The sequence below is a fragment of the Nonomuraea glycinis genome (assembly GCF_014646515.1).
Taxonomy (GTDB): domain Bacteria; phylum Actinomycetota; class Actinomycetes; order Streptosporangiales; family Streptosporangiaceae; genus Nonomuraea; species Nonomuraea glycinis.
Genome location: NZ_BMNK01000003.1, coordinates 344,557 through 370,119 on the forward strand (window position 1 = coordinate 344,557; position 25,563 = coordinate 370,119).

The following is a 25,563-nucleotide window of genomic DNA, read 5'->3' on the forward strand; positions in this document are numbered from 1 at the left end:
TCACCATACGGTCACCATCCGCACACCGGCCCTTCACCGCCCACGGGCGTCGACCGCGGCCAGAGCGTCGGCCGAGGCGGCGGTGCTCGGGAGATCTCCGTACGCGCGCGCGATGGCGAGGGCCTGCCGATAGCACGAGCGGGCCTGGTCGGCGTCCCGTTCGGCCTCCGCGACCCGGCCGAGGCCGAAGAGGATCCGGTAGCGCGTCAACGCGGCGCCCATCGAGGCCCGGCCGCAGCCCCGCAACGCCCGGTCGTACAGGTCACGGGCGGCCGGCAGCTCGCCGCGCAGGCGCGCGAGGTCCGCGAGGCCGCGCAGGGCGCCGGCCTGGGTCTCGGGCGTGCCGGTACGGCGGGCGAAGTCAACGGCGCGCTCGTACTCCGCCTGCGCGGGGAGCAGCCGACCGGCGTCGGTCAGCCTGTCGGCGTTCCTGACGAGCAGCCTGGTCAGGTCCTCCACCGCGCCCAGCCGCCCCGCCAGGTCGATGGCCTCTGCCATCAGCGCGGTGGACTCCGTCTCGTCCGCCAGTCCGGCCAGTTGCTTCAGTACGGTGAGGACTCCCCATCGGTCCCCGATCTCCCGGAATCCCGCCAGCGCGGCGCGCAACGCCGGCTCGGCGGTGTCCCGATCGCCGCCGAACAGGCCCTTGACCCCCGATTCCATGCTGGTGAACGCTCGCGACCATGGATCGGCGGGCGTCTCCTCGTCCACGCGGGGACCGTTCATCATGAAGCGCAGGACGCGCAGGAACGGGTATCGGAGAGGCTGATCGGCGAGGCGCTCCAGCCGATCGCGCAGGAGCTGATCGTGCGCGTTGTCGGCGGCGGCGGCGTGCGCCACGCAGAGCGTGTACTCCTCTTCGAGACCCGCGGGCGGCTCGTCGCCGATCGTCACGAGCAGGCCGGCGGCCACCGCGGTCCGCTCGCCGGGCAGCCCGCGCAACTGTCCCTGCCACGACAGAGCGGCGAGCAGGCGGAGCCCGAGCGTGGGGTCGGCCGCCGCCGCCCAGTGGAGCGCCGCGTGGAAATTGCCACGTTCGGCGTCGAGGCGGGCCAGCCACTCCAGCTGATCAGGGCCGCGCAGGCACGGCTCGGCGGCCTGGGCCAGGTCGAGGAAGTAGGCAGCGTGGGCGGCGCGCACCTGTTCCCGCTCGCCGTCGTCGGCCAGCCGCTCGGCGCAGTACGCATGGACGGTCTCCAGCATGCGGTATCTGCCTCCGCCCGCCTCCACCAGGGACTTGTCGACGAGGTCGGCGAGCAGTTCGACGGCTTCGCCCTCGGACGGCCCGCAGACCCGGGCGGCCGCGTGCAGCGATGCGCCGCCGCTGAACACCGTCAGCCGCGCGGCCAGCGCCTGCTCGGGGCGGCTCAGCAGATCCCAGCTCCAGCCGACGACCGAGCGGAGCGTCCGGTGCCGGGGCGCCGCGGAACGATCGCCGCGCGACAGGAGCCGGAACCGGTCGTCCAGCCGGGCCTCGACCTCTTCGAGTGTCAGCGACCGCAGCCGCGCGGCCGCGAGCTCGATCGCCAGCGGCAGTCCGTCGAGTGCCCGGCAGATCCGTGCCACCGCGTCGGCGTTGGCGTCGCTGACCAGGAACCCGGGCCGCACGGCGGCGGCCCGGTCGGCGAACAGTCGCGCGGCCGGATGGCCGCCGCCGTCCAGGGGCAGCGGCGGGACAGGGTGCAGCGTCTCCCCGGTGATGCCCAGCCTCTCCCTGCTGGTGACCAGGATCCGCAGGTCCCGGCAGGCCGCCAGCAGCCGGCGGGTGAGCGCGGCGACCTCGGCGACGACGTGTTCGCAGTTGTCCAGCACGAGCAGCACCCGGCGTTCGGCCAGCCCGGCGATCAGCCGCTCCACGGGGTCGAGCGGACCGGACAGCGAAGGCACCAGCCCGGCCTCGCGCAGGCCCAGCGCGTTGATCAGCGCCTGGGGAACGGCCGCGCCGTCGGCCAGGGCGGCAAGGTCGACGAAGCGGACCTCATCCTGTTCCCGTCCGGCGGCCTCGACCGCCAGCCGGGTCTTACCGACTCCGCCCGGCCCGGTGAGCGTGACCAGGCGTCGCTCGCCGAGCAGCGCGCGGACGCGTTCGAGGTCGCCGTCGCGCCCCACGAAGGTGGTGAACTGCGCCGGGACCCCGCCTCCCACCGCTTCGGCGGGCGCGGGCCCGGCGCGCAGCATCGCCAGGTGCACATCGCCGAGCTCCGGGGAGGGATCGACGCCGAGCTCCTCGGCCAGCGTCCGCCGCGCGTCTTCGAACACCAGGAGCGCCTCGGCCTTGCGGCCGCTTCCGTACAGGGCCCGCATGAGCTGTCCGCGCAGCCGCTCCCGGAGCGGATGGGCCGCTACGATCTCCGGCAGCTCCGCCGCCAGGTCGTGGTGCTCACCGCGCGCCAGCCGCGCCTCCACCAGGTCCTGGAGTACGGCCAGCCGCAGCTCCTCCAGCCGGGCGGCCTGCTCCCCGGCGAAGGGCGCGTCGATGACGTCGGCCAGCGCCGGCCCCCGCCACAGCTCCAGGGCCTCGCCCAGCAGCCGGGCGGCGCCTTCGTGGTCTCCGGCGGCGAGCGAGCGCCGCCCTTCACCGGCGAGCCGCTCGCATCGGTGGACGTCGACGTCATCGGGATCGGCGAGCAGCAGATACCCGGCGGGACCGAACTGGAGCCGATCCCCGGTCTCGCCCGCGGCCCCGAGCCGGCGACGCAGCCGGGACACCTGGGACTGCAGGGCGTGCGCCGCGCCACTCGGCGCCCCCGGGCCGTACAGGCCCTCGACGAGTGGTCGCACGGCCACCGTCCGGCCCGCGTTCAGCAGCAGGATCGCCAGCAGCGCACGCGAGCGCGGTCCGCCGACGGCGACCGTCTCGCCGTCGGCCGACCACACCTCCACGGCCCCCAGGACCCCGAATCGCACGGCAGGCGGTCAGGAGCCGGGCAGGTCCGTGGCGCGGGGAAGGGCGCATTCCCCTGTCCGGGCCCTGTGCCGCACGGTCACCACTCCCCCGTCGATCGGTCTGTCGCGCAGCAACCCTATGGCCGGTGCTCAGGTGTCGGGGCGGTGGATCACCAGGGACTGGCCCGGCAGGCGGGCCCCCTCCGGCGTCTCGGACATGTTCTCGTCGGAGGCGAGCAGCACCACGCCCAGCGGGATCGGCAAGGTGAGGGACTCCGGGGAGAAGTTCACCGACACCGCCAGCGACCCCCGCCGCATGACCAGCCATCGGTCGTCCGGGTCGTGGTCCACCCGGACCCGGTCCAGGCGCGGGTCCGACAGCTCGGGCAGCGCCCTGCGCAGGGCCGTCAGGTCGCGGTACCAGCACAGCAGCGACCAGTGCTCCTCGTCCTTCAGCTCGGACCAGTCGAGCTTGGAGCGCAGGAACGTCTCCTCCTCCGACGGGTCGGGCGCCTCCCAGGCGTAGCCGAAGCCTTCGAACTCGCGCTGCCGGCGCCCGCCCTCGCTGTCGCGCAGCTCCGGATCGACATGGTCGGAGAAGAACAGGAACGGCGCCCTGGCCCCCCACTCCTCCCCCATGAACAGCATGGGCGTGAACGGCGAGGTGAGCAGCAGCCCGGCGCCGAGCTTGAGCTCCGGGATCGGCAGCCGGTCGCCCATGGGCCGGTTGCCGATCTGGTCGTGGTTCTGCAGGCAGGCGACCAGCCGGTGGCCGGGCACGCCGGCGAAGGACCGGCCGTGGGCGCGGCCGCGGAAGCTCGAATGGCCGCCGTCGTGCATGACACCCGAGGTCAGCACCTTGGCCAGGGCGGACAGCCCGGCGAAGTCGGCGTAGTAGCCGTGGTGCTCGCCGCTGACGGCGGTGTGCAGCGCGTGGTGCACGTCGTCGTTCCACTGCGCGGTCATGCCGTACCCGTCGGCGTCACGCGAGCGCACCATGCGGGGGTCGTTCAGGTCGGACTCGGCGATCAGCGTGAGCGGCCGGCCGACCGAGCAGGACAGGACGTCCACCTCGTCGGACAGCTCGGCCAGCAGGTGGGTGGCGCGGCGGTCGTGCAGCGCGTGCACCGCGTCCAGGCGCAGCCCGTCGACGTGGTAGTCGCGCAGCCACTGCAGGGCGTTGTCGATGAAGTAGCGGCGCACCACGTCGGATCCGGGCCCGTCGAGGTTGACCGCCTCGCCCCAGTAGCTGCCCGCGAATCCGGAGAAGTACGGACCGAACGGGTGCAGGAAGTTGCCCGACGGCCCCAGGTGGTTGTAGACGACGTCGAGGATGACGCCGAGGCCGGCCTGGTGGCAGGCGTCGACGAGGGTCTTGAGCCCGTCGGGGCCACCGTAGGTGTGGTTGACCGCGTAGAGGTCGACGCCGTCGTAGCCCCAGTTGCGGCTGCCCGGCACCGGCGCGACCGGCATGATCTCCACGAGGTCGACGCCCAGCTCGGTCAGGTGCTGGAGTTTCTCGGCGGCGGCCTCGAACGTCCCCTCCGTGGTGAACGTGCCGATGTGCAGCTCGTAGATGACGCTGCCGCGCAGGTCGCGGCCCTTCCAGCCGTGGTCGGTCCAGGTGAAGTGGGCGTGGTCGTAGACGGCGCTGGGGCCGAAGATGCCCTCGGGCTGCCAGCGTGAGCGGGGGTCGGGGTAGGGGCCGTCGCCGTCGAGCACGAAGCCGTACCTGGTGCCGTGCCCGGCTTCGGGCACCGCGGCGGACCACCACCCGTCCTGGCCGGGGGACATCGGGCGCCGTCCGCCGGGGACGTCGAGCTCGACTGCCGTGACCGTGGGTGCCCACACCTCAAAGATCATGTCTCTCCAGGAGTGCGACGGGATGCTTGCCGAGCAGGTGAGCCAGGGGGGTCAGCCCGGTGTGCTGACCGCCGCCGAGCAGGTCGCGCCAGTGACCCGGGGGCAGCGCCAGCGTGGTGGCGCCCCATCCGCTCTCGGCCAGGCGGACGGGCAGGCGGGTGGCGACCGCGACGGCCTGCGGCCCGCCGCTCTCGCCCCGGACGAAGGCGATCACGTGCTCCGCCGCCTCGCCTCGCGCCTGCAGCGGCGTGTACGGCGCGGCGTGGCCAAGGCGCCGGCGCAGCCGCAACGCCTGACCGGTGACCAGCAGCTTGACCCGGTCCCAGTCCGAGGCGGGGGTGCGCGGGAAGGTGACGGGACGCCGGTTGTCCGGGTCGACCAGGGAGAAGTCGGTCGTCTCGTTGCCCTGGTAGACGTCCGGCACCCCCGGCATCATGAGCTGGAGGAGTTTGGCGCTCAGCGAGTTGGACCTGGCGAAGCCGTCGATCCGCTCGGTGAAGCGGCCCACCGGCAGCCGGACGGCGGCCGCGGCGAAGTCGCGCAGCCCCTGCTCGTAGCCGGGGTCAGGACGGACCCAGGAGATGGCGGTCTTGGCCTCGCGCGCCGCCTTGAGCAGGTAGTCGGCGAACCGCTCGGCCGAGATCGGCCAGGCGGCCATGAGGTTCTGCCAGGCGAGGTAGTCGAGGTGCGGATCGAAGCTGAGCTCCGCCGACCACTGCGACACCGCCTCGGCCCACTCCTGCGGCATCTCCGACAGCACGGCCAGCCGGGCCCGTACGTCCTCCGACCGTTTGGTGTCGTGGGTGGACAGGGTGGTCATCGACTCCGGTCGCATCTCCGTACAGAACTGGTGGAACTCCTCCACCGAAACGCCGAACCGGTCCGGCTCGCCGCCCACCTCGTTCAGGCAGGACAGCGGGAACCACCGGTACAGCGCGGTGTCCTCCACCCCCTTGGCCATGACCGGCCCGCAGGCCTGCTGGAATCGGGTGATCACCTCGGCCGATCCGTACAGGACCTGCTGGACGAGGGGCCGGACGGCGGGAGAGCAGGTGGCGGCGGCGGCTTCGACGATCTTGACGGACTCGGGCGGCGGCGGCTCGCCCGGCACCACGTAGGCCCGGTAGACCGGCATCGCGGCCAGCAGTTCGGCGACCGCCTCGGGCGGGCAGGCGGCGGCGCGGGCCAGCCGCCTGACCTCGGCGCCGAAGAACAGGTCGATGACCTCGCGCTTGGCCCGCATGACCACGGGCAGGTAGTCGTCCGGCTCCCCGGTCAGCCGGCTGAACAGCTCGATCAGCGGCGTCTTGCCCTCGGGGTCGACGAACAGCCCGTTGACGCGGTTGAGCACCTCGTAGCCGGTGGTGCCGTCGCACGCCCAGTCGTCCGGCAGCCGCTCCTCGCCGATGAGGATCTTCTCCACGACCGTCCACACCCCGCCGGACCTGGCGCGCAGCCGGTCGAGGTAGCCGCGTGGGTCGGCGAGGCCGTCGGGGTGGTCGATCCGCAGCCCGTCGGCCAGCCCTTCGTCGAGCAGCCAGAAGATCACCTCGTGCGTGGCGAGGAACACCGCCGGGTCCTCGACGCGTACCCCGATCAGGGTGGACACGTCGAAGAAGCGCCGGTAGCCGGGCCCCTCGCGCCAGTCGACGAGCCGGTAGTGGCCGGGGTGCGGGAAGGTGTGCTCGTGGTAGCGCAGCAGGTCGCCGTCGACCACCGGCTCGGTGTCGTCGCCCAGCACGGGCAGCGCCACCTTCCCACCGCCGCCCTGAACGTTGTCGTCCCAGTCGATGTCGAACCAGCTCGCGTACGGCGAGCCCCGGCCGTCCCGCAGCACCGACCAGAGCTGGGCGTTGCCGGTGTTCATGTGGTTGGGGACGAGGTCGAGGATGACGCCCAGGTCGAGCGTGGCCAGCTGCTCAGCCATCTCGCGGAAACCCTTGGCGCCGCCGAACTCCTCCCGGATCCTGGAGTGGTCGGTGACGTCGTAGCCGTGCCGGGACTCGGCGGTCGCCTGGAGGATCGGCGACAGGTAGAGGTGGCTGACGCCCAGCTCGCGCAGGTAGCCGGCGGCCTGCGCCACCTGGGCGAAGCCGAAGTCCGGGGTCAGCTGCAGGCGGTAGGTCGAGATCGGCCTAGACACGGCGCAGCACCCGCATGCTGCGTCCGGGCACGTCCACGCCCTCACCGGCCCGGCACATCCGCACGTCCAGCCCGATCGGCATGGCGGTGTCGATCTCGGTCTGCCACATCTCGCCGTAGTCCTTCGGGATCGTGAACTTGATGGTGTCGTGGTGGGCGTTGAACAGCAGCAGGAACGAGTCGTCCCGGATCGGCCTGCCCCGCCGGTCGGGCTCGGTGATGGCCTCGCCGTTGAGGAAGACGGCCAGCGACTTGGCGTAGCCGACGTTCCAGTCGCTGTCGGTCATCTCCTCGCCGGTCGGGGTCAGCCAGGCGATGTCGCTCAGGCCGCGCACCGGCTTGCCGTAGAAGAACCTCCTGCGCCGGAAGACCGCGTGCTTCTTGCGCAGCGCGGCCAGACCTTGGGTGAACTCCAGCAGCAGCCAGTTCTCCCGGACGTCCGACCAGTCCACCCAGGTCAGCTCGTTGTCCTGGCAGTAGCCGTTGTTGTTGCCCTGCTGGCTGCGGCCCAGCTCGTCGCCGTGGGAGAGCATCGGCACGCCCTGCGACAGGAAGAGCGTGGTGAGGAAGTTGCGTTTCTGCTGCTCGCGCAGCGACTCGGTGGCCCAGTCCGCCGGGCCTTCCGCGCCGCAGTTCCAGGACCGGTTGTCGTCGGTGCCGTCGCGGTTGTTCTCCTTGTTCGCCTCGTTGTGCTTGTGGTCGTACGAGACGAGATCCTGCAGGGTGAAGCCGTCGTGGCAGGTGACGAAGTTGATCGAGGCGGCGGGGCGGCGGCTGTCGGCCTGGTAGAGGTCGCTCGACCCGGTGAAGCGGGAGGCGAACTCGGGCATCGTGGCCGGCTGGCCGCGCCACAGGTCGCGGATGGTGTCGCGGTAGCGGCCGTTCCACTCGGTCCACCGCGACGGGAAGTTGCCCACCTGATAGCCGCCCGGCCCGACGTCCCACGGCTCGGCGATGAGCTTGACCTGCGACAGCACCGGGTCCTGCTGGACCAGGTCGAAGAACGCGCTCAGCCGGTCGACCTCGTGCAGCTCGCGCGCCAGGGTCGAGGCCAGGTCGAAGCGGAAGCCGTCGACGTGCATCTCGATGACCCAGTAGCGCAGCGAGTCCATGATCATCTGGAGCACGTGCGGGGAGCGCATGAGCAGGCTGTTGCCGGTGCCCGTGGTGTCCATGTAGTAGCGCTTGTCACCGTCGACCAGCCGGTAGTAGTCCGGGTTGTCGATGCCCCGCAGGCCCAGCGTCGGCCCCAGGTGGTTGCCCTCGGCGGTGTGGTTGTAGACCACGTCGAGGATGACCTCGATGCCCGCCTCGTGCAGCGCCCGGACCATCGCCTTGAACTCCAGCACCTGCCCGCCGCGCTGCCCCTGGCTGGAGTAGCGGTTGTGCGGGGCGAAGAAGCCGATGGAGTTGTAGCCCCAGTAGTTGGCCAGCCCGCGCTCCTCCAGGATGTGGTCGGTGACGAACTGGTGCACCGGCATCAGCTCCAGCGCCGTCACGCCGAGCTTGGTGAGGTGGTCGAGGATCTCCGGGTGGCCGAGCGCGGCGTACGTGCCGCGCAGGTGCTCGGGGATCTTGGGGTGGCTGATCGTCAGGCCGCGCACGTGCGCCTCGTAGAGCACCGTGTCGTGGTACGGCGTCGCGGGCGGCCGGTCGTGCCCCCAGCCGAAGAACGGGTTGATCACGATGGAGCGCGGCACGTAGGGCGCCGAGTCCATGTCGTTGCGGGTGTCCGGCGAGCCGAAGCGGTAGCCGTAGACCGCCTCGTCCCAGTCGACCCCGCCCTCGATCGCCATCGCGTACGGGTCGAGCAGCAGTTTGGCCGGGTTGCACCGCAGCCCGCGGGCCGGCTCGTAGGGGCCGTGCACGCGGTAGCCGTAGCGCTGCCCCGGGCCGATGCCGGGCAGGTAGCCGTGCCAGATGAACCCGTCCACCTCGGTGAGCTGGACCCGTGACTCCCGGTTGTCGTCGTCGAACAGGCACAGCTCCACGGAGTGCGCCACTTCGGTGTAGAGCGAGAAGTTCGTCCCCGCGCCGTCGTAGGTCGCCCCGAGTGGGTACGGGTCCCCCGGCCACACCTCGATCATCGAAGCTCCCTCACGGTCTTTCCCATGGTGTGTCCTCTCGCTCCACCGGACAACCCCGGTTTCGTACGCCCGCCCGACGGCAATCTCTTACCTTCCCCGCGCCTCGCACCGATCACGCCGCACCCCCTCGGGACCGGCTGACCGCCGAGGTCTTTACCTGCCCCCACGATCGGCGTTTGACCATCTCTTGACCCGCTATATTCCGATGCCATGGGCGGATTCAAGAACCTCATTCTGCGTGGCAACATCGTGGAGCTGGCGGTCGCGGTGATCATCGGGGCCACGTTCAGCGGGCTCGTGCAGGCGTTGGTCACCGACCTGGTGACGCCGCTGATCGGCGCCGTCACCGGCGGGCGGCAGCCGAACTTCGCCGAATACTCCTTCACCGTCAACGGCAGTGAATTCATGTACGGCGACTTCCTCAACCACCTGATCACTTTTCTGATCATCGCGGCGGTGGTCTACTGGCTGATCGTGCTGCCGATGACCCGGCTGATCGGGCTGCTCGACCGGAACAAGTCCGCCACGACGAAGCAGTGCCCCGAGTGCATCAGCGACGTCCCGGTGGAGGCGCGCCGCTGCATGTACTGCACCGTCGAGCTGGTCCCCGGTTCGGAGACACCGTCCACCCCCTAGCCCGCCCATGTCCGTACTTGGCGGGATCGGTGGGCGGGAGCGCCACGCGGGTGAGGGTCTGGTGGGACGAGGGTTTCGCGTTCTTCCGCCCCCTACCTACGCAGATGCGGCGCGGGTTCGACAAGATGGACGCGTGAGCGTTGAGTTGATGGTCTGGGACGAGCCCGCGCCGATCTCCAGGGACCAGGCGCGAGCCGCCTACCTGGAGGTCAAGAAGACCGAGCCCGTCACCGGGCAGTTGCCGGACCTCGCCAAGGAGCTGCCCGGACTCGTCACCGTCTACCAGGATCAGGTGCTGGTGACGATGGATCTGGACGCGATGGACGAGATGTCCGGCCAGGTGTTCACGCTCGCCCGCGCGCACGGGGTGGCCTGTTACGACCCGCAGCGCGACCTCGTGCACAACGTCGCGCCGCTCGGCGTATATGAGGGGATGCAGCTGCACACCGGCGACGGCCTGATCGTGACCGACCCCGACCTGGGCCTGGTGCGCGACGTGCTGGCCACCATGTCGCCGCAGAACCCGTTCGTCGCCCTGGTGAACTTCGGGCGGCACTTCATCCAGGTCTCGCCCGGTTACGAGCTCGAGTACAAGGAGAAGGGGCTCATCAGGACCGAGGTGGCCGAGCTCGACGAGGTGCAGCGGGCCTTCCAGGAGTACGCCACGGGCGAGCGCGGCTTCCTCGGCCGGCACGAGTGGACGGCCTGAGTGGACGACCCGACGCGCTAGGCGCGCGGAGCGAGCGCCGGCACCCGGGCGCGGACCAGCCGGACGACCGGCGTGACGGCGCCGACCAGCAGGAGCGTGAACAGCGGCGCGAGCAGCAGGCCGATCAGCGCCCCGGCGAGCACGTCGTGCGGGTAGTGCACGCCGACGAAGACCCGCGAGAACGCCATGACCGCGGCGAGCGGGAAGACCACCCAGGCCAGGGTGCGCCAGATCAGCGTGAGCGTCGCGGCGGCGCCGACGGCGATGACCGAGTGGTTGCTCGGGAACGACCAGTCGCCCACGGGCGGGCAGGCGGCGATGGTCGCGACCCCGCCCCGGCACGGCCGCTCCTCCATGATGAAGATCTTCAGGATCTCGCTGCTGACGTACGCGCACACGATTCCCGCCGGGCCGGCGAGGGCGAGCGCCAGGTCTCGGGCCGGGGCGTACCGTGCCCGCCACCACGCCAGCACGAACAGCGCCGCGAAGAGGAACAGCCCGGCGTCGGTGCCGACTTCGGCGAGCGTGTGCAGCCATCCGGGCGTGGTGAGAGCGAAGTCGACGATGTCGCGGTACAACGGGTGTCCAATCTGTTAACAGCCGATGGACAAGACCTTACGAGTGGATCTTTGTGGATGCCTCGTTCTTTCGGCTGTTTACCCCTTGTGCGACCCGAGGAATGCTGCGTATCCCCACCCCAGAGCGGGTATGGGGGCTCTCGTGATCGGAGGGCAGGTGATCGTCGGCTACACCGACGATTCAGGCGGGCGGGACGCGCTGGCTCTGGGCGCCGCCATCACCCGGGTCACCGGCGGCGAGCTCACGGTGGTGGCGATCTACCCGCCGGGCAGCCCCGGCCTGGCGGTCGAGGCACAGGCCAGCCTGGCGAACGCGGCGGTCAACCTGGAGAACGTACCGGCCGAGTTCATGGCGTACGAGAGCAGGGGCGCCGGTCGCGGGCTGGCGGTGCTGGCCAGCCGGATCAGGGCGGATCTCGTGGTGGCCGGGTCGGCGGACGGCGGGGCGCACGGCCGCATCCAGCTCGGCAGCACCACCGACCATCTGCTGCATCTGTCGCCGGAGGCGGTGATGCTGGCGCCCGCCGGCTATCTGCCGCCGGACGGCCCCACCCGGCTCACCCTCGCCTACGTGCACCGCCCGCAGTGCGACGCCGCGGTCGCGCGGGTGGCGCAGGCGGCGCTCCGGCTGGGGGTGCCGCTCCGGCTGATCACGTTCGACCTGCGGACCGAGGACCGGGGACGGCTCAGGGACGATCTCGCCCTGGCCGTCCGGCAGGCGTGGGAGGACAGCGGCATCGAGGCCGAGGCGGAGGTGGCCGAGGGACACGACGTGGCCGGCGCCGTGGCCGCGGCCGAGTGGCTGCCCGGCGAGCTGCTGGTCTGCGCGGCCAGCGAGGACGCGCAGCCGCACCGGGTGTTCATCGGCGAACTGGCCATGAAACTGCTGCGCGCCTCACCGTGCCCCGTCGCCGTCCTGCCCCGCGGCTTGGCCTGACTCCGACGCCCACGCCTGCTCGTACGACTCCGGAAGGCCGCCGGGCTAGCGGCTGCGGCGGGCCACCTGCTCGTACATGTCCAGGTAGCGGTCGGCCATGACCGCCGGGGAGAAGCGGGCCCGGGCCTCGCGGCGGCACTCCTCGGGGTCGAGCTCGTCCACCCGCAGGACCCACTCGACCAGCTCCTCTTCGGTGTCGGCGAGGAAGCCGGTGCGGCCGTGGTCGATGATCTCGGGCATGCAGCCGCGGCTCAGCGCGACCGGCGGCACGCCGAGCGCCATGGCCTCCACCACGGCCGTGCCGCCCGGCTCGTCCCACTGGATGGGGAACAGGGCCGCGCGGGCCGTGCCGTAGAGGGCGTCGCGCTCGTCGCCGCCCAGGGAGCCGACCCACCTGATGAGGTCGCCGTCGAGGTAGGCGCTGAGGTGGTCCAGGTAGTAGCGGACGTCGGCGTGGCCGTGCAGCGGGTGGTAGGGGTCCTGGGTCACGACGTCCAGCTCGGCCTGGCTGTCGAGGCCGCTCACCGGACCGGCGAGCACCAGCGGCAGGCCGAGCTTCTGGCAGACCCGGGCGGCCACGTGCTGGCCCTTGAGCCCGCAGACGCGGCCCATCACCACGAGGTGCTCGCCCCGCTCGAACCGCAGGTCACGGTCGGCCAGCGGGGTGGCCAGGTGCACCGCGCCGAGCGCGACGTCCCGCACCGCCCGGGGCGCGCGGGCGAGCTGGGAGTGCGAGACGCCGTTGACCGCGATCGACTGCGGGAACGACCGGTAGAAGGCGGCGTGCTTGCGCAGGTCCCAGTGCAGGGTGTGCAGGACGGGCGGGCCGCCCAGGGCCGACAGGACGCCGGGCCCGACGACCTCCAGGTGGTCGTGCACCAGGTCGATGTCGTCGCGACGGCTCAGCTCCGCGGCCACCCGCGCCTGGTGGGCGTGCGCGATGCCCATCACCTGGTTGTACGGCTTCTGCAGGTGGGCGAACTGCCCCTGCTCGAAGACGCTGATCAGCTCGTCCACGTCGAGGGTGCTCGACCCCACCGAGGCCAGGATGATCCGGACCCCGCGTTCGCGCAGTGGCGGGATCAGCGTGGCGACGACGTTCTCGATCCCGCCGTAGCCGGGCGGTGGGACCGACAGCCAGGGTCCCGCGTTGACCAGGACGTTCATGCCACATCCTCCTCCAGCACGAGGGAGGCCAGGGGAGGTCGTTCGGCCACGGCCACGTCCACCAACTCGGCGTCCCCGTCGAGCCCGAACTGCAGCAGCGAGTGGGAGGGCGGCTCCGAGGTGAGCACGCGCCCCTGGCGCTCCAGCCGGGACCAGGCGGTGGCCATGATCTGCCCCGCCATGCGGCCCAGCGCGGCCACCGACTGGTGGCTGTGGGTGCGGGAGCCGAGGTCGACCTGCGCCATGGCGTCGAGCCCGACCAGGTGCAGAAGGTCGACCAGGAGGCCGAACTCGACGCCGTACTCGGTGACGAACGGCACCTGCTCCAGGATCTCGCGGCGGGCGGCGTACTCACCGCCGAGCGGCTGGGCGAAGCCGGACAGCTCCGGCCAGAACATGTTCAGCAGCGGCCTGGCGACCAGCTCGGTGACCCGGCCGCCGCCACCGCGCCTGGCCACGCCGTCCTCGCCGATGAAGGGCCGTTCGTAGGCGGCCTTGACGAACTGGATGTTCCGGTTCATGAGCAGCGGCCCGAGCAGGCCGGAGACGAAGTGGGAGCCGAAGTTGCGCAGGTCGGCGTCCACGAAGACGATGATGTCCCCGCGGGCGGCGGCCAGGCCCTTCCACAGCGCCTCGCCCTTGCCGGTCAGGGGTGGGAGCTGGGGCAGCACCGCGCCCTGGGCCACCACCCGCGCTCCCGCCGCGGCTGCCCGCACCGCGGTCGCGTCGGTGGAGTTCGAATCAACGACGATGATCTCGTCCACGAGCGGGGTACGCTCCACGAGGTCACGGCGGATCACGGTGACGATGTCGCCGACGGTCGACTCCTCGTCACGCGCCGGCAGCACGACGCTCACCGTGGTCGTCCCCTTGGCGGGGAGCAGGGCCTCGAGCGGCCATTGCATGGCCGTGCTCGAATGCGGCCCATACCACTCCCTGACCCTTGCCAAGGCGCGCAGATCTGTCTCCATGCATTCATCCCCGATCTTTTCAGGTCACGGTCGGCGACATCTGCCCTATTCATGCGTCTTCGAACATGGTTGTTTGTTTTCTGCTGACCGTGGGATATGCCGGGTTATGATCCCCATTACCCGTATCGGCATGGTAGGTGCCGGTAATGTCGCGGCCAGGCATGCTGAGGTCCTGTCTGGTTTCGGCGACGTTAAAATCGTCGGAATCGCTGACACAGATCCGCGCAGGGCCGAAACACTGGCGTCGAAGCACGACTCCCCCGCCTACGGCGGCTACACCGACCTCCTGGAGGCCGGTGGCCTGGATGCCGTTTACGTCTGTGTGCCGCCTTTCGCCCACGGCACCCCGGAACTCGACATCCTGGCCTGCGATATCCCACTTTTTGTGGAGAAGCCACTTTCGCTGGACCTTGCCACCGCGGAGAAGATCGCCGACGAGATCGACCGGCGCGGGCTGCCGTCCGCCGTCGGCCACCACTGGCGTTACCTCGACATTCTCGACCAGGCACGGGAGCTGCTGGCCGGCCGGCCGGTACGCCTGGCCATGGGCCACTGGCTGGACAAGGTGCCCCCGGTCGGGTGGTGGCTGGATCCCATGATGTCCGGCGGCCAGACCGTCGAGCAGGCGGTCCACGTCCTCGATCTGGCGAGACTGCTGGTGGGTGAGGTGAGCATGGTGCACGCGGTGCCCGCCGAGAACCGGGTGGACGGCGAGATCGACCACGCCACGGCGGCGGTGATGCGGTTCACGGACGGGGCGACCGGGCTGCTGGCCACCACCTGCCTGCTGCGGCACAAGCACCGGGTGGGGCTGGAGGTGCACGCCGAGGGCATCGCGCTCGACCTGAGCGAGACGGAGCTGGTCGTGGACGGCGAGCGGCAGGTTCAGGACGGCGGAAAGGCCAAGACGATGGTGGACCGCGCGTTCGTGGACGCCGTCCAGGGGAAGGAGGCCGACGTGCGGGCCCCGTACCGGGAGGCCCTGAAGACCCACCGGCTGGCGCTCGCGCTGGCGCGGTCGGCACGGGAGCGGGAGCCGGTGATGCTCGATGGGTGACCAGGGCGCGCGGCCTGCGATCGGCAAGTCGATGGGCAGAGTGTTGAGCATCGACGGGCCCGGCGAGGTGACGCTGGTCGAGGACAAGCTGGCCGAGGTGCCCGACGGCGGGTTCCGGGTCGAGACGAGGCACAGCGGGATCTCGGCCGGCACCGAGCTCACCTACGTCAAGGGGGACAATCCCTACCTGACCTCCACCTGGGATCCCGCGCTCGGGCTGTTCCGTGAAGGCACGCCCTCGGTGGCCTATCCCGTGCGCGGCATCGGATACATGCAGGTGGGCAGGGTGGTCGAGACCCGGACGCGGGCGGTGCGCGAGGGCAGCACGGTGGCGATGGCCTACGGGCACCGCACCGGCTACGTGGCCGACCCCCTGCAGGACCGCTTCGTGGAGCTGCCGGACGACCTCGACGCGCTGCTCGGCATCTACGTCGCCCACATGGGCCCCATCTGCGCCAACGGCCTGCTGCACGCCGCCGCCGACCTGCACGGCCCGAACGTCCGCCGGCTCGGCGACGGCGTGCACGGGCGGCGGGTCGTGGTGATGGGCGCGGGCGTGGTCGGGCTGCTGACGGCGTCGTTCGCCATCGCGTACGGCGCGGCGGAGGTCGTGGTCGTGGACGAGACCCCCGACCGGCTCGCCGTCGCCGCGGCGCTCGGCGCGAACGTACTGGCCGCCGACGACGACCCGGCCGTGGAGCTGAAGCGGCGCTGGCGGCACGGACCCAACGACCGGGGCGCGGACGTGGTGTTCCAGTGCCGGGGGCAGGCGCGGGCCCTGGCGCTGGCGCTGAAGCTGCTGCGCCCGCAGGGCACCGCGGTCGACCTGGCCTTCTACACCAAGGGCGCGGACGAGGTCCGGCTGGGCGAGGAGTTCCACCACAACGGGCTGTCGCTGCGCTGCGCCCAGATCGGCCGGGTGCCGCGCGGGCTGGCGCACGCGTGGGACAGGGAACGCCTGTCCCACGAGACGATCGGCCTGCTCAGGCAGCGTGGCGGCCTGCTACGCCGGCACGTGATCACCGATGTCGCCGGCTTTGCCGAAGCTCCCCGCCTGCTGGCCGAGCTCGCGAGCCGGCGACGCCACGCCGTGCAGGCCGTGCTCAGCCACCACGTCGAGGATGAGGGCGGCTGACCAGCTGAAGTCGCGAGATCCGTGCCCCCGCAGGGTGACCGGGTCGAAGTATTCACGGAAGCCGGACCGTACGACCGCGTTGATCATGTTGTCGGCGAGCGAGGCGGCCAGGTCGGACCGGCGGTCCTTGAGGCCCTGCCAGACCAGCCAGGTGAGGTTGATCCAGCTCGGCCCGCGCCAGTAGCGGACCGGGTCGAACTCCGGGGCGGTCGGGGCGAAGCTCGGCAGCACCCCGTCCTTGAGGCCGAAGTGGTCGAGCCCGGTGCCGATCAGCGCGTGCGCGATCTCGCGCGGCAGGCCGGGCAGGATGAGCGGGACCAGGCCGGCCGCGCTGCTGGAGCGGATCAGGTAGCCGGTGCGCAGGTCGCGGGACTGGAAGATGCCGTCGTCGTAGAGGTGCTCGACCATGGCGGCGGTGATCGCGGCGGCTTCGGCGCGGTGCGGCTCCGGGTCCAGCCCGCACGCGGCCGCGATGTCGGCCAGCGCCAGCTCGGCGGCCCCGTACGCGGCGTTGAACAGCGGGTCCTCGACGTGGAAGGCGCCCGGCTCGCGGTAGCCGGAGTCGCGGTAGGCGGTGGCCAGCGCGGTGTAGCGGTCGTAGTCGCGGTCGGTGGGCCGCTCCTCGGCGCTGACATGGGTCAGGTCCCTGCGGCGGTAGCCGGTGGCGTCCGTCTCGACGGCGCTGAGCGGCCGGTCCCAGGCGGGGCTGTTGTCCATGCCCGACTCCCAGGGGTGCACGATCGAGATCAGCCCCTCCGGCGAGCGCCTGGCGGTGCGCAGGAACTCCTGCTGGGCCACCAGCTTGGGATAGATCCTGCGCAGGAAGGCCAGGTCGGGCTCGGCCTGGTGGACCCGCCAGGCGGCCAGCGCGTGCACGGGCGGCTGCACGATGCCGGAGGTGGCCGCGCCGGAGGGCGAGCGCGCCTGCCAGAACTCCGGGCCGGGGAAGTAGGCGCCTTCGGGCACCGCGGGGTTGAACACGATGTGCGGCACCCTGCCGTCGCTCCACTGCGCCCCGAACAGCGACAGCAGCTCGGTCCTGGCCCGCCTGGGCGACAGGTGGGCGTTGCCGATGGCGATGAAGGCGGAGTCCCAGCTCCATTGATGGGGGTAGAGCCGGCGCGAGGGGACCGTGTGCCCGCCGTCCCAGTTGTCGATCAGTACACGCACCGCATCGCGGAGGATCATAGGAACTTCCTGATGAAGGCCGCCGTCTGGGGAAGAACGATCTCGGGCTCACCGCGCAGGCGGCATTCGAGCGCCAGGTAGCCCTCATAGCCGACGGCGTCGAGGGTGGCGAGCTGCGCGCCCCAGTCGAGGTGGCCGGTGCCCGGCTGGTTGCGGTTGGACTCGCTGATCTGCATGTGCGCGAGGTAGGGGGCGGCCTCGATCAGCGAGCGGCAGGGGTCGTCCTCCTCGATGTTCATGTGGTAGGTGTCGCCGACGACCCGGATCGAGTCCTGGGCGCAGTAGGAGACCGCGTCGGCCAGGGTGTTGACCATGTGGTTCTCGTAGCGGTTGAGCGGCTCCAGCATGATCAGGACGCCGTTGCGCTGCGCGTGCTCGCCGAGGATGCCCAGCGCCTCCGCCAGCACCTCACGGTCCTCCTGGGCGCTGCGCGGCGGGACGAACGGCGGCAGCCGCAGCGAGAACTGGCCCCAGGAGGCCGGGGTCATCACGCCGACGCCGCCGAGCTCGCCGATGACCGAGAGCTGCGACCTGAGCTGCTGGATCGCGTCCGTGCGCTTGGCCGGGTCGAAGTCGCCGATGAAGTGCGGCATGTCCACGCACACGGTCGGCATGACGACGCCGTCCGCCAGCGCCCGCTTGAGCTCGGTCAGCCGGCCCGCGAAGTGGAAGTCACCCTTTCCGCGCAGTTCGATGGCGTCGAACCCGGCCTCGACCGCGAACGCGAACTTCTCCTGCAGGGACCGGCCGGGCAGGAGCTGCTCCTGGGCGGCGAGCTTCACTGTGACTCCTCGAAGGTGAAGACGAGCTGGAGCACCTCTGACGGGTGCTTGTCGATCAATTCGAAGGCGGCGGCGGCGGCGTCCACGGGGACGACGTGGCTGATCAGGTCGGTGACGTCGATGTCACCCCGGTGCACCGTCTCCATGAAGGTGCGCTGCAGCCGCTCGACGTCCCAGCGGTGGGCGAGCCAGGAGGCGACCCCGCCGATCTGGGAGGAGACGAGCTGCACCTGGTTGTGGTGGAACTCCTCGCCGAGCCGCAGCCCGACGCCGTCGCCCTGGTAGAAGCCGGCGGCCACGACCCGGCCGCCCTTGCGGACGGTCCTGACGGCCTCGTGCAGGCCCAGGCTGCTGCCGCTCAGCTCGATGGCGGTGTCGGCGCCCTCGATCCGCTTGCGGATGAACTCGGCGACCGATCCGGACCGCACGTCGAACGTCTCGGCAGCGCCGTACTGACGGGCGAGCTCCAGGCGGGCCGGGATGGCGTCGGCGGCGACCACCCGCGCGCCGCTCAGCACGGCCAGGCGGGTGGCGAGCAGACCGATGACGCCCTGGCCGAAGACGGCGACCTGGTCGCCGAGGTGGATGTCGGCGGCGTGCACGGCGTTGAGCGCGATGGCGCCGACGCGGGCGAAGACACCGGCGATCGGGTCGGCGCCGGGTGGCAGCACGTGGCCGACGAGCTTGGCGGCGGGGACCACGGCCTCGCCGCGGTGGCCCCAGATGCCCCAGACGAGGCTGCCGACGGGCGGGTCGGCGACGTCGGGCGCCGCCTCCACCACCTCACCGACCTCCTGGTAGCCCCAGCCGCTGAGCGGATAAGCGTGGGTGTTGCCGTCGAGGAACAGGCGCTGGTCGGTGTCCCACTTGCGGTTGAGATAGGGGTTCGTCCCCCGATAGGCGGTCAGCTCGGTGCCGGCGGAGACTCCGGAGAACAGCGTGCGCACCCGCACGCTCCCCGGGACAAGCTCGGCGGGCTGTTCCAGGCTGACGGAGACAAGGCCTGGCTCTTGAAAGGTGATGACGCGCATTTCCCACACTTATGCCTATTGATCAAACAAAAGTCGATCAATTACGGGTTGTTGGCAAACCATAGTCGCGCCCGGAACACTCGTAAGTCTACGACTTCCGTCGAGTCTCCTGACGAAAATGGGGGTTCAGACGGTGTGTCTTCTGGAAAGGCACCTTACCCGGCATACAACCCCAGGTCATGCGCCTAGATTCCTTACGCGACATCCTTCGCAAAGAGGTGACTCCCGCTTTGCCTGCGCCGTCGGCATCCTGAACATTCCGCGCCCCGCCAAAGAGACGCAGGTGAAGCCCGATGTCGGCGTGACCACCGGGAAGCCGTGGACGACCGGGCGCACGCACCGCACGTTGCGCCGTCTTCTCCGGGGGTACGTGCGGGCGTATCCCCGTTCAGAGGAGCGTGCCATGCCGAAGCGGGTCACCGCCGTCCTCTCCGCCGCCCTGCTCGCGACTACCTGCCTGGCTGCCTGTGGCGACGACGGCCAGCAGGCGGCCGGCAACCAGATCACCGTCTGGACCGAGGAGAACCTCGAAGACCGGATGGCCGTCCAGAAACAGATCATCGCCGAGTTCACCCGGAAGACCGGAATCAAGGTCGACCTCGTCGGAGTCGCCGAGGACCAGTTCAGTCAGGTGATCACCTCCGCCGCCGCGGCGGGCGAGCTGCCCGACGTGATCGGGGCGCTTCCCCTCGCCTCGGTCCGCGAGCTTGAGGCCAACGACCTGCTCGACACCGAGACCGCCGGCCGGATCGTCGACCGGCTCGGGCGCGACACGTTCTCGCCACGCGCCCTGGAGCTCGACAGCGCGGCGGGCAAGCCGCTGGCCGTGCCCAGCGACGGATGGGCGCAACTCATCCTCTACCGCAAGGACCTGTTCGAGCGGGCCGGACTGCGCCCGCCCGACACCTACGAGGCGCTGCAGGCCGCGGCCGCGAAGCTGAACACCGGCGGGATCGCCGGCATCACGCTGGCGGTCGCGCCGAAGGACGCCTTCACCGCGCAGAGCTTCGAGCACGTCGCGCTGGCCAACGGCTGCCAGCTGGTGGACGACGCCGGCAACGTCACCCTCGACTCGCCCGCGTGCGTCAGGGCCTTCGAGTTCTACGCCGGCCTGGCCAAGAACTATTCGGTCAAGGGCATCCAGGACGTCGACTCCACCAGGGCCACCTACTTCTCCGGCAAGGCCGCCATGATGATCTGGTCGTCGTTCGTCCTGGACGAGCTGGCCGGACTCCGTAAGGACGCCCTGCCCAGTTGCCCCGAATGCCGCGAAGATCGGCAATGGCTGGCGAAGAACACCGGGGTCGTCACCGCGCTGAAGGGCCCCGACGGCAGCGCGCCCGCGCAGTACGGCGAGATCGTCTCCTGGGCGGTCCTACGCGACTCCGCCACCGACCCGGCCACGACCTTCGTCTCCTACATGATGAACGAGGGCTACGAGCGCTGGCTCGGCATGGCGCCGGAGGGCAAGTTCCCCACCCGCAAGGGGTTCGCCGACAAGTGGACCCGGCTCCCCGCCGGCGTCGACACCAAGAAGCCACTGGCCGACATCTATCCGGCCGAGGTGCTCGACGCGCTGCGCACCAGCCCCGACACGTTCGAACGCTGGGGCATCCCGCAGGGCCAGGGCAAGCTCGTGGGCGCCACGATGGGCGAGCTGCCGGTGCCCACGGCGCTGAGCGGCCTGGTGGACGGCTCACTCACCGCCCAGGCCGCGGCCGCCCAGGCCAAGACCGAGGTGGAGACCATCAAGCGCGGGATCCGCGAGTGATGCGCGGGCGGACGCTGCGCGAGCAGGAGGGCCGGGCCGGGCTGGCGCTGATCTCGCCGACCCTGGTCATCACGCTGGTCGTGGTGGTCCTGCCGCTCCTGTGGGCGATCATGCTGGCGTTCCAGGACGTACGGCTGATCAACATCCGCCAGGTGGGGCTCTTCGGCGGCTACACGCTGGAGAACTTCACGTACGTGCTGGCTGAGCCGGGATTTTGGACCGCCCTGGTCAACACCATGATCTACACCGTGGCGGGCACCGGGCTGTCGATCGTGATCGGGCTCGTCGCCGCGCTGGCCCTGCGCGACAGGTTCCGGGGCAGGACCCTGGTCAGGGCCTCGATCCTGATCCCGTACGTGGCGCCGGTGGTGGCGGTGACGTTCCTGTGGCAGACGATGCTGAGCCCGCAGTACGGCATCGTGAACACCTGGCTGAGCGAGCCGATCGCCTTCCTCACCCAGGCCAGGGGCACCTTCCTCGGCGTCGAGGTGCCGGTGGCGCTGCTCACCGTGATCGCGTTCGAGGCGTGGCGTTACTTCCCCTTCGCCTTCCTGTTCATCCTGGCCAGGATCCAGGCGCTGCCCGCCGAGCTGGACGAGGCCGCGGTGGTGGACGGGGCGACGCCGACGCAGCGCTTCCGCTACGTGATGCTGCCGCAGCTGTGGCGGATCATCGCGCTGCTGGCGGTGCTGCGGTTCGTGTTCACCTTCACCAAGTTCGACGACGTCTATCTGCTGACCGGCGGCGGCGCGGGCACGGAGGTGGTCAGCGTGCGCGTCTACAACTTCCTGACCGCCCGCGACGACATCGGCGCCTCGGCCGCCCAGGCCATCGTGCTCGCGGTGGTGCTGGTCGTGTTCCTGGTCATCTATCTGAAGTTCTTCGCGGGAGGCGAACGTGACCAGGGATAGGTTCGAGCGCGCCCTGTTCAGGGCGCTCCGGCCGCTGGTGATCGCCGTGCTCTTCGCGATCACCGCGTTTCCGCTCTACTACATGGTGATGCTGTCCTTCCGCGACATCCAGGAGCTCATCCTGGAGCCGGGCTCGCTGTGGCCGCGTGACTTCACCCTGGACACGTACACGAACGTGCTGGGCCGGCAGGGCTTTCTGATCTTCATGCGCAACAGCGCGATCGTCGCGGTCGTCTCGGTCGCGGTCACGCTGCTGATCTCGATCCCCGGCGCGTACGCCGTCGCCCGGCTGCGCTTCTTCGGCCGCCGGCAGGTGCACTTCCTGTTCCTGGCCGTCTACCTGTTTCCGGCCATCGTGCTGGCCATCCCGCTCTTCGTGCTGTTCACCATGCTCGGGCTGCGCGGGTCGCTGTTCGGCCTGATCCTGGTGTACATCGCGCAGACCGTGCCGGTCACGGTATACATGCTCCGCAACTACTTCGAAACGGTGCCGCAGAGCGTGGAGGAGGCGGCCGCGATCGACGGGTGCACCCGCCTGTCGACCATCTGGCGGGTGGTGCTGCCGCTGTCCAAGCCCGCGCTCATGGCCACCGGACTGTACGCGTTCATGATCGCTTGGAACGAGTTCCTGTTCGCCCTGCTCTTCCTGGTGGAAAAGCGGGACAGTTGGACCGTTTCCCTGGGACTCTCGCAGCTGGCGGGCAGCATCGAGATCCCGACAACGGTTCTCATGGCGGGATCCGTGGTGCTGACACTGCCCATCGTGGTCGTGTTCTTCGCCGGCGAGAGACTGCTGACGGAGGGCCTCACCGCAGGGGCCGAGAAGGGATAGACCATGCTGACGGCAGGGCAGGTGCTCCAGCTCATCCGCGACGGCTCCTGCCCGACGCGCAGAGAACTGATCGAGTTCACCGGTCTGTCCCGGTCGACCATCACCGACCGGGTGGACCGGCTCATCGAGGCCGGCTTCATCCACGAGTCCGGCGTCGGCACCTCCGGCGGCGGGCGGCCGCCCTCGGTGCTCGACATCGACGCCACCAGCCGCCTGGTGCTGGTGGCCGACCTGGGGGCCGGCCACGCGCGGGTGGCGCTGACCGACCTCGCGGCCCGGCCGATGGCCGAGGAGCACACCGAGATGCGCATCGAGCTCGGGCCGGACGCCGTCCTGTCCTGGGTGCGCGAGGCCTTCGAGCGGCTGCTCGACCGCGCCGGCCGGACCGCCGAGCAGGTGTGCGGCATCGGCCTGGACCTGCCCGGCTCCCTGGACCACGGCACGGGCCGGGTCATCAGGTCGTTCCTGATGCCCGGCTGGGACGACCACCCGATCAGGGAGCTGCTGCGGGAGCGGTTCGACGTGCCGATCCTGGTGGAGAACGACGCCAACGCGATGGCGCTGGGCGAGTGGTGGTCCTGCTGGCGCTCCTGCGAGTCGCTCATCCTGGTCAAGGTGTCCACCGGCATCGGCACCGGCATCGTGCTGGGCGGGCGCGTCTACCGGGGGGTGGAGGAGGCCGCCGGCAACATCGGCCACGTCCGCCTGCACGAGACCGACGACCGCGTGTGCACCTGCGGCTCGCGCGGCTGCGTGGCCTCGCTGGCGAGCGGCTCCGCCATCGCCGCGGACCTGGGGCAGAGCAGCAGCCGGGACGTGGTCCGGCTGGTGCACGCGGGAGACCCCGCTGCCATCGCGCGCACCCAGGAGGGCGGCCGCACCCTGGGCGTCGTGCTGGCCACCGCGGTCAGCCTGCTGAACCCGGGCGTGCTGGTGCTGGCCGGTGACATGGCGGCGACGGGAGAGCACTATCTGACGGGCATCAGGGAGAGCGTCTACCGCCGGAGCCTGCCGTACACCACCCGCAATCTGGAGATCGTGCCGAGCTCGCTGGGCGAGCGGGCGGGCATCGTGGGGACGGCCGTCACCGTCATGGAGCACGTGCTGTCCCCCACGGCCGTCGACGCGGCCCTGGCCGAGCTCACCCCGTCACGCGGGCGTGCCAGGACCAGCGCGGCCGGCTGAGAGCCCGGCCGAGAGCGCCGCCTCCAGCGCGGGCCTGGCGGCGGTGAGCGAGGGACCGTACCACGTGAGCAGTCGCCCGCTCACCAGCGCGCAGGGCAGGCCGGGGAAGGACTCAGGGCCGTCGGTGGCGGAGAAGGCGTACGGCTCGTCGGGCAGCACCACCAGATCCGGGCCGGCCGCCACCAGTTCCGGCAGCGGGATCTTCGGATAGCGCTCGGGGTGGCCGGCGTAGAGGTTGTCCACGCCCAGCCTGGCGAGCACGTCACCGGTGAAGGTGTCGCGGCCCGCCACCATCCACGGGCGCCGCCAGATCGGGATGACCGCGCTCCTCCTCGGCCCGTCGTACGGCGCCCGCCAGCTCTCCTCGGCCCGGTCGAGCCAGCCGGGACGGCCGGTCCGGCAGGCCCCGGCGAACATCCGGGCCAGCGAGGCGAAGGCCTCCTCCAAGGTCTCGATCCTGGTCACCCAGACGGGCACGCCCGCCGCGCGCAGCGCCTCGATGTCCGGGGCGCGGTTCTCCTCGGCGTTGGCCAGGACGACGTCCGGGCGCAGCCGCCTGATCAGCTCGACGTCGGGGTTCTTGGTGCCCTTGACCCGGGTGACGTCCAGGTCGGCGGGGTGCGAGCACCAGTCGGTGACGCCCACCAGGGCGCCGGGGAGCGTCGCGGCCACCGACTCCGTCAGCGACGGCACCAGGGACACGATGCGCGTCACGGTCTCGGGGACCGGCACGACCGCGCCGGTGTCGTCAACTTGTTCGCTTGACACGGAAGAACTCTATGCGTCACGACCATGGACTGGGAGATTGCCGGGAATTGCGCTACAAGTGAGGATAGAGATCCGTAGAATCCTGAAAAAGAATCACATTCTCTTGAATCGGGGGATCGTCGGTTGGAGCGAGACTCGCTGGGCTTTGATCCGAACACGCCCAACGTCGCCCGCCTGTACGACTACTACCTTGGGGGCAAGGACCACTTCCCGGCGGACCGCGAGGCCGCCGAGAAAATTCTCGCGGTGGCCCCCGAGTTGCGAGCCGCCGCACGCGCCAACCGGGCCTTCCTGGGGCGAGCCGTACGGTTCCTGGCGGGCGCCGGGATCCATCAGTTCCTGGACATCGGCACCGGGCTGCCCACGCAGGGGGCCGTGCACGAGGTCGCCAACGAGATCCTGGGCAACAGCAAGGTCGTCTACGTGGACGTGGACCCGGTGGTCCTGGTCCACGCTAGAGCGCTGCTCGAATCGGCCGAGGACACGAGGGCGGTGGAAGGCGACCTCAGAGCACCCCAGGAAATCCTGAAAAATCCGGATGTCACGGAGGTCATCGACTTCACCAAGCCGGTCGGGATCCTGCTGGTCGCCGTCATGCACTTCATCGACGAGGCCGACGACCCGCAGCAGATCATCCGTACCCTGCGCGAAGCCATGGCGCCGGGCAGCTACCTCGTGCTGTCCCACGGCACCAGCGACGCCCGCGCCGCGGCCGTCAGCAAGGGCACCGAGGTCTACAAGAACGCCACCTCGCGGCTCTTCCTGCGCGACCGCAAGCGGATCGAGGCCCTGTTCGAGGGCTTCGAACTGCTGGAGCCAGGGCTGGTCTGGCTGCCGGAGTGGCGGCCCGACGAGGCCGACCGGATCGACTTCATCGAGCACCCGGAAGCCTCGCTCGTCGTGTGCGGCGTGGCCAGAAAGAGCTGA

At 70.7% G+C, this 25,563-nt stretch carries 20 protein-coding genes and 1 pseudogene; 10 read left to right on the forward strand and 11 right to left on the reverse strand.

Going from position 1 to position 25,563, the window contains the following annotated elements; translation table 11 throughout:
* Nucleotides 1–33: 33 nt before the first annotated feature.
* The 4 genes from IEY87_RS11170 to glgX form a co-directional block, all read right to left on the reverse strand.
* Nucleotides 34–2,907 carry an ATP-binding protein gene (locus IEY87_RS11170; protein ID WP_189138480.1) on the reverse strand — a complete coding sequence of 958 codons (2,874 nt, stop codon included), beginning with the start codon at nucleotides 2,905–2,907 and terminating at the stop codon, nucleotides 34–36.
* Between the two features lie 129 nt (nucleotides 2,908–3,036).
* A complete protein-coding gene (gene treZ, locus IEY87_RS11175; protein WP_189138481.1) occupies nucleotides 3,037–4,749 on the reverse strand; it encodes a malto-oligosyltrehalose trehalohydrolase in 1,713 nt (570 codons plus the stop codon).
* A complete protein-coding gene (treY, locus tag IEY87_RS11180) occupies nucleotides 4,739–6,892 on the reverse strand; it encodes a malto-oligosyltrehalose synthase (RefSeq protein ID WP_189138482.1) in 2,154 nt (717 codons plus the stop codon). Before treY ends, treZ begins: the two co-directional genes overlap by 11 nt.
* The gene (gene glgX / locus IEY87_RS11185; RefSeq protein ID WP_189138483.1) at nucleotides 6,885–8,978 is read right to left on the reverse strand and encodes a glycogen debranching protein GlgX; all 2,094 of its coding nucleotides are present in this window, start codon (nucleotides 8,976–8,978) and stop codon (nucleotides 6,885–6,887) included. Before glgX ends, treY begins: the two co-directional genes overlap by 8 nt.
* Before the next feature lie 210 nt (nucleotides 8,979–9,188).
* Here glgX and mscL point away from each other — a divergent pair, with 210 nt between their 5' ends.
* Nucleotides 9,189–9,614, forward strand: a complete 426-nt coding sequence (gene mscL / locus IEY87_RS11190; protein WP_189138484.1) for a large conductance mechanosensitive channel protein MscL — start codon at nucleotides 9,189–9,191, stop codon at nucleotides 9,612–9,614.
* A 133-nt stretch (nucleotides 9,615–9,747) separates the two neighbouring features.
* Nucleotides 9,748–10,323, forward strand: coding sequence for a hypothetical protein (locus tag IEY87_RS11195; protein WP_225276931.1), 576 nt, complete (start codon nucleotides 9,748–9,750; stop codon nucleotides 10,321–10,323).
* Between the two features lie 17 nt (nucleotides 10,324–10,340).
* On the opposite strand, the gene IEY87_RS11200 is transcribed toward IEY87_RS11195, so the two are convergent.
* Nucleotides 10,341–10,901 carry a phosphatase PAP2 family protein gene (locus IEY87_RS11200; RefSeq protein ID WP_189138485.1) on the reverse strand — a complete coding sequence of 187 codons (561 nt, stop codon included), beginning with the start codon at nucleotides 10,899–10,901 and terminating at the stop codon, nucleotides 10,341–10,343.
* Between the two features lie 142 nt (nucleotides 10,902–11,043).
* Between IEY87_RS11200 and IEY87_RS11205 the strand changes: the two genes are divergently transcribed.
* The gene (locus tag IEY87_RS11205; RefSeq protein WP_225276932.1) at nucleotides 11,044–11,838 is read left to right on the forward strand and encodes a universal stress protein; all 795 of its coding nucleotides are present in this window, start codon (nucleotides 11,044–11,046) and stop codon (nucleotides 11,836–11,838) included.
* Between the two features lie 45 nt (nucleotides 11,839–11,883).
* Here IEY87_RS11205 and IEY87_RS11210 read toward each other — a convergent pair whose 3' ends face one another.
* Together IEY87_RS11210 and IEY87_RS11215 are read right to left on the reverse strand one after the other, a co-directional pair.
* Complete coding sequence (locus tag IEY87_RS11210; RefSeq protein WP_189138486.1) at nucleotides 11,884–13,005, reverse strand: glycosyltransferase; 1,122 nt, start codon at nucleotides 13,003–13,005, stop codon at nucleotides 11,884–11,886.
* On the reverse strand, nucleotides 13,002–13,976 hold the full coding sequence (locus IEY87_RS11215) for a glucosyl-3-phosphoglycerate synthase (protein WP_189138487.1): 975 nt from the start codon (nucleotides 13,974–13,976) through the stop codon (nucleotides 13,002–13,004). Before IEY87_RS11215 ends, IEY87_RS11210 begins: the two co-directional genes overlap by 4 nt.
* Nucleotides 13,977–14,106: 130 nt before the next feature.
* Here IEY87_RS11215 and IEY87_RS11220 point away from each other — a divergent pair, with 130 nt between their 5' ends.
* Together IEY87_RS11220 and IEY87_RS11225 are read left to right on the forward strand one after the other, a co-directional pair.
* Nucleotides 14,107–15,033 carry a Gfo/Idh/MocA family protein gene (locus tag IEY87_RS11220; protein ID WP_225276933.1) on the forward strand — a complete coding sequence of 309 codons (927 nt, stop codon included), beginning with the start codon at nucleotides 14,107–14,109 and terminating at the stop codon, nucleotides 15,031–15,033.
* Nucleotides 15,026–16,168, forward strand: coding sequence for a zinc-dependent alcohol dehydrogenase (locus IEY87_RS11225; protein ID WP_225276934.1), 1,143 nt, complete (start codon nucleotides 15,026–15,028; stop codon nucleotides 16,166–16,168). Before IEY87_RS11220 ends, IEY87_RS11225 begins: the two co-directional genes overlap by 8 nt.
* Nucleotides 16,169–16,177: 9 nt before the next feature.
* Here IEY87_RS11225 and IEY87_RS47145 read toward each other — a convergent pair.
* The 3 genes and pseudogenes from IEY87_RS47145 to IEY87_RS11240 form a co-directional block, all read right to left on the reverse strand.
* Nucleotides 16,178–17,356: pseudogene (locus IEY87_RS47145) on the reverse strand (MGH1-like glycoside hydrolase domain-containing protein); the annotation flags it as partial.
* A complete protein-coding gene (locus tag IEY87_RS11235) occupies nucleotides 17,353–18,138 on the reverse strand; it encodes a sugar phosphate isomerase/epimerase family protein (protein WP_189138489.1) in 786 nt (261 codons plus the stop codon). The gene IEY87_RS11235 and the pseudogene IEY87_RS47145, both read right to left, overlap by 4 nt.
* Nucleotides 18,135–19,085, reverse strand: coding sequence for a zinc-dependent alcohol dehydrogenase (locus IEY87_RS11240; protein WP_225276935.1), 951 nt, complete (start codon nucleotides 19,083–19,085; stop codon nucleotides 18,135–18,137). The genes IEY87_RS11235 and IEY87_RS11240 overlap by 4 nt, the downstream gene beginning before the upstream one ends.
* Before the next feature lie 487 nt (nucleotides 19,086–19,572).
* Here IEY87_RS11240 and IEY87_RS11245 point away from each other — a divergent pair, with 487 nt between their 5' ends.
* Genes IEY87_RS11245 through IEY87_RS11260 form a run of 4 tightly spaced genes read left to right on the forward strand, consistent with a single transcriptional unit; the run spans nucleotide 19,573 to nucleotide 23,868 of the window.
* The gene (locus IEY87_RS11245) at nucleotides 19,573–20,940 is read left to right on the forward strand and encodes an ABC transporter substrate-binding protein (protein WP_189138491.1); all 1,368 of its coding nucleotides are present in this window, start codon (nucleotides 19,573–19,575) and stop codon (nucleotides 20,938–20,940) included.
* Entirely contained in the window at nucleotides 20,940–21,851 is a 912-nt protein-coding gene (locus tag IEY87_RS11250) for a carbohydrate ABC transporter permease (RefSeq protein WP_189138492.1), read from the forward strand. The genes IEY87_RS11245 and IEY87_RS11250 overlap by 1 nt, the downstream gene beginning before the upstream one ends.
* Entirely contained in the window at nucleotides 21,838–22,683 is an 846-nt protein-coding gene (locus tag IEY87_RS11255; RefSeq protein WP_189138493.1) for a carbohydrate ABC transporter permease, read from the forward strand. Before IEY87_RS11250 ends, IEY87_RS11255 begins: the two co-directional genes overlap by 14 nt.
* A 3-nt stretch (nucleotides 22,684–22,686) precedes the next feature.
* Nucleotides 22,687–23,868 (forward strand): ROK family transcriptional regulator, encoded by a 1,182-nt coding sequence (locus IEY87_RS11260; RefSeq protein ID WP_189138494.1) that lies wholly within the window; start codon nucleotides 22,687–22,689, stop codon nucleotides 23,866–23,868.
* Here the strand turns inward: IEY87_RS11260 and IEY87_RS11265 are convergent.
* Nucleotides 23,833–24,636, reverse strand: a complete 804-nt coding sequence (locus IEY87_RS11265) for a helical backbone metal receptor (protein WP_189138495.1) — start codon at nucleotides 24,634–24,636, stop codon at nucleotides 23,833–23,835. The genes IEY87_RS11260 and IEY87_RS11265 overlap by 36 nt on opposite strands.
* Nucleotides 24,637–24,759: 123 nt before the next feature.
* On the opposite strand from IEY87_RS11265, the gene IEY87_RS11270 reads away from it, so the two are divergent.
* Complete coding sequence (locus IEY87_RS11270; protein WP_189138496.1) at nucleotides 24,760–25,563, forward strand: SAM-dependent methyltransferase; 804 nt, start codon at nucleotides 24,760–24,762, stop codon at nucleotides 25,561–25,563.